4 protein-coding genes are annotated in these 3,097 nt (G+C 69.1%); all 4 read right to left on the bottom strand.

Annotated elements, in window-relative coordinates; all coding sequences use genetic code 11:
- Positions 1 to 334: HDOD domain-containing protein (locus tag D588_RS0122575; RefSeq protein WP_157836508.1), on the bottom strand; the 334-nt coding region annotated here is incomplete at its 3' end.
- 119 nt (positions 335 to 453) lie between these two features.
- Complete coding sequence (gene tsf / locus D588_RS0122570; protein WP_017908840.1) at positions 454 to 1,332, bottom strand: translation elongation factor Ts; 879 nt, start codon at positions 1,330 to 1,332, stop codon at positions 454 to 456.
- A 151-nt stretch (positions 1,333 to 1,483) separates the two neighbouring features.
- Positions 1,484 to 2,281, bottom strand: coding sequence for a 30S ribosomal protein S2 (rpsB, locus tag D588_RS0122565; protein WP_017908839.1), 798 nt, complete (start codon positions 2,279 to 2,281; stop codon positions 1,484 to 1,486).
- A gap of 274 nt (positions 2,282 to 2,555) precedes the next feature.
- The coding region (locus D588_RS25945) for a molecular chaperone (RefSeq protein ID WP_017917614.1) at positions 2,556 to 3,097 on the bottom strand (542 nt) is incomplete at its 5' end.

The raw sequence follows: 3,097 nt of genomic DNA, 5'->3' as shown, positions 1-3,097 counted from the left end.
CGCTGCGTCGCCACAGCCGTTCCTGCGGCTCGCCGCTGCCGCCGCGCAGGCTCTGCACCATCGAAAAGCCCAACGCCAGGCTCAGCGCGGCGTTGAGGCCGAGCATGGTCAGCGCCTGGCCCAGGTTGTCGACGCGACGCCGGCTGGCGTACAGCGGGGAATTGGCGATGCGCAGCATGCGCGCGCTCAGTGCCATGTCCATGGCGATCGCATCGGCGGTCGCGGCCAGGTCCACGTCCGCATCCTGCGCCAGTTCGATGATGCGCAAGGCAACGCCGGGGGGCGAGGGCAGGTCGCGGGAGTGACTCAGGATCGCTTCGAGTTCAGGATGCATGCACTTCCGATACGGCATGGAATGAGAGGTGGGGGAGCGGCCTGTCCCGGCCTGCGCAGCGTACACCCGTAAAAAAAAAGCCGCGACAATGCGCGGCTCTTTTCTCCCCGGGCGCGGGATCAGGCCAGGCCGGCCTGCTTCATCACTTCGGCGGCATAGTCTTCCACCACCTTCTCGATGCCTTCGCCCACCGCCAGGCGCTGGAAGCCGACCACGTCGGCGCCGGCGGCCTTCACCGCCTGCTCCACGGTCTGGTCGGTGTTCAGCACGTAGGGCTGGCCGTACAGGGTGACCTCGTTGACGATCTTGGCGATCTTGCCGCTGATGATCTTCTCCAGGATGTCGGCCGGCTTGGCCTTGTCCTTCTCCGACATCTTGGCCAGCTCGATTTCCTTTTCCTTGGCCACGAACTCGGCCGGGACGTCGGACGCCTTGACGTGCGGCGGGTTCATCGCCGCGATGTGCATGGCGATGCCGCGGGCCAGGTCGGCGTCGCCGCCCTTGACCTCGACCAGCACGCCGATGCGGCCGCCGTGCACGTAGGCGGCGACGTTGTTGGCGCTGTCGATGCGCACCAGGCGGCGCACCTGCACGTTCTCGCCGACCTTGGCGATGACCGCGGCACGGGCTTCCTCGACGGTCTCGCCGCTGGGCAGCTTGGCGCTCTTCAGCGCTTCGACGTCGGCGGCGCCGGAGGCCAGGGCGGCCTGGACGACGGCGTCGGTGAAGGCCAGGAAGTTGTTGTCCTTGGCGACGAAGTCGGTCTCGGAGTTGATTTCGACCAGGACCGCCTTGCCGCCGTCCTGGGCCATCGCGATGCGGCCTTCGGCGGCGACGCGGTCGGCCTTCTTGTCGGCCTTGGCCAGGCCCGACTTGCGCAGCCACTCGGCGGCGTTGTCGATGTTGCCGGCGTTCTCGGTGAGTGCCTTCTTGCACTCCATCATGCCGGCGCCGGTGCGCTCGCGCAGTTCCTTGACCAGGGAAGCAGTGATTTCCACGGGATGTCCTCACGAAAGGTGGGAAAAGGCCGGCTTGCGGCCGGCCGGTAGATCTGGGAAGCGGGCGCCGCAGGCGGCGCTCGCGAAGCCGGGCGCGCCGAACGCGCCGGGCGGCGGCTGCGCATGATCGCGCAGCCGCATGGCGCGCCGGTTACTCGGCGGCGGGAGCGGTCTCTTCGGCCTTCTTGCCGTTCTTGCGCGGGCCGCGGCCCTTGTCGTCGCCGCCCTCGGCGAACTCTTCCTCGCGCACGCTGGCGGCGTTCGGCGCAGCGGCCTTGCCTTCCAGCACGGCGTCGGCGGCGGCACGGGCGTACAGCTGCACGGCGCGGATGGCGTCGTCGTTGCCCGGGATGGCGTAGTCGACCAGGTCCGGGTTGTAGTTGGTGTCGACCACCGCGATCACCGGGATGCCGAGCTTCTTGGCTTCCTTGATGGCGATGTCTTCATGGCCGATGTCGATGACGAACAGGGCGTCCGGCAGACGGTTCATTTCCTTGATGCCGCCCAGCGAGGCTTCCAGCTTGTCGCGCTCGCGGCGCAGGGTCAGCACTTCGTGCTTGACCAGCTTGTCGAAGGTGCCGTCGGTTTCGGCCGCTTCCAGCTCCTTCAGACGCGCCACCGACTGCTTGACGGTGCGGAAGTTGGTCAGCGTGCCGCCCAGCCAGCGCTGGGTCATGAACGGCTGGCCGCAACGCTCGGCTTCTTCCTTCACCGCGTCGCGGGCGCTGCGCTTGGTGCCCAGGAACAGGATGGTGCCGCGCTTCTGCGCGACGCTGGAGATGAAGTTCATCGCGTCGTTGAACAGCGGAACCGTCTTCTCGAGGTTGATGATGTGGATCTTGCCGCGCGCGCCGAAGATGTACGGCGCCATCTTGGGGTTCCAGTAGCGGGTCTGGTGGCCGAAGTGGACGCCGGCTTCCAGCATCTGACGCATGGTGACCTGGGGCATTGCAGTGACTCCTGATGGGGAACCGGCCGTGCGCGGGCAGGAATGGGTGAAGCGCGCGCATGACGACGGCCTTGCGGGCCGCACGACGATTCCGGGGTTGGGCCTCCCTGCTGCCTCCGTGGCCGAACTCCTTGCGGAGCACCCCGGCACGGGCGATGGCGGCAGGTGTGAATTCGCCGGTGCGTCCGGCGTGGACGGTCCATCGGCCATGACAGGCACGACGAAGCCGCGCACTATACCTGGCGGGGGCCGCTGGCGCAATGTGCCGGGCGGTTCACTCGGCCGGCAGCGGCTGCAGTGGCGCCTGGTCGTCGAGCCGTGCCGCGAAGCGGCCGCCGGGCGCGGCCGCGGCGGCAGGCAGCGGCCAGCGTTTGTAGGTGCCGGCCAGGACATAGCCGGAGAGACTGGGGAACAGGGGCAGGGTGCGGCCGTCGGCGCCGACGAAGCTCAGGTCGCTGAGCCGGGCGTGGGCGCTGCCGCGGTTGTGCACCACCAGCTCCGGCCCGCGCGCGCCGGCGATCAGGTGGGCGCTGAGGCGCGGTGCGGCTGCCGGGTCCGCAGGGCTCAGGAACACCGGCGTGGAATAGCGCAGCAGCAACGGAGCGGCCTGCGTGGCAGGCGCGCCGGTGTCGGGTGGGGCGGTGCGTTCCTCCAGCACCAGGCGGTAGGCGCCTTCGTTGGCGCTCGCAGGGCCGGTACGCACCAGCCGCAGCAGTTGCCGCCCCTGCGCGGGAATGTCGATCGACTGCGGGCTGGCGCGGACCTCGTCGGTGCTCTCCAGGTCGTCCATCCCGTCGGTCTGCCGCCAGCGGTACA

The sequence above is a fragment of the Xanthomonas sp. SHU 308 genome, assembly GCF_000364645.1.
Lineage (GTDB): Bacteria > Pseudomonadota > Gammaproteobacteria > Xanthomonadales > Xanthomonadaceae > Xanthomonas_A > Xanthomonas_A sontii.
The sequence above is the reverse complement of the archived record's forward strand: the minus strand, read 5'-3'. Positions and strand labels throughout refer to the sequence as shown.

Bases quoted from the DNA above. Each gene is read 5' to 3' on its own strand.
- rpsB (WP_017908839.1), bottom strand. From the start codon at position 2,281: ATGCCCCAGGTCACCATGCGTCAGATGCTGGAAGCCGGCGTCCACTTC.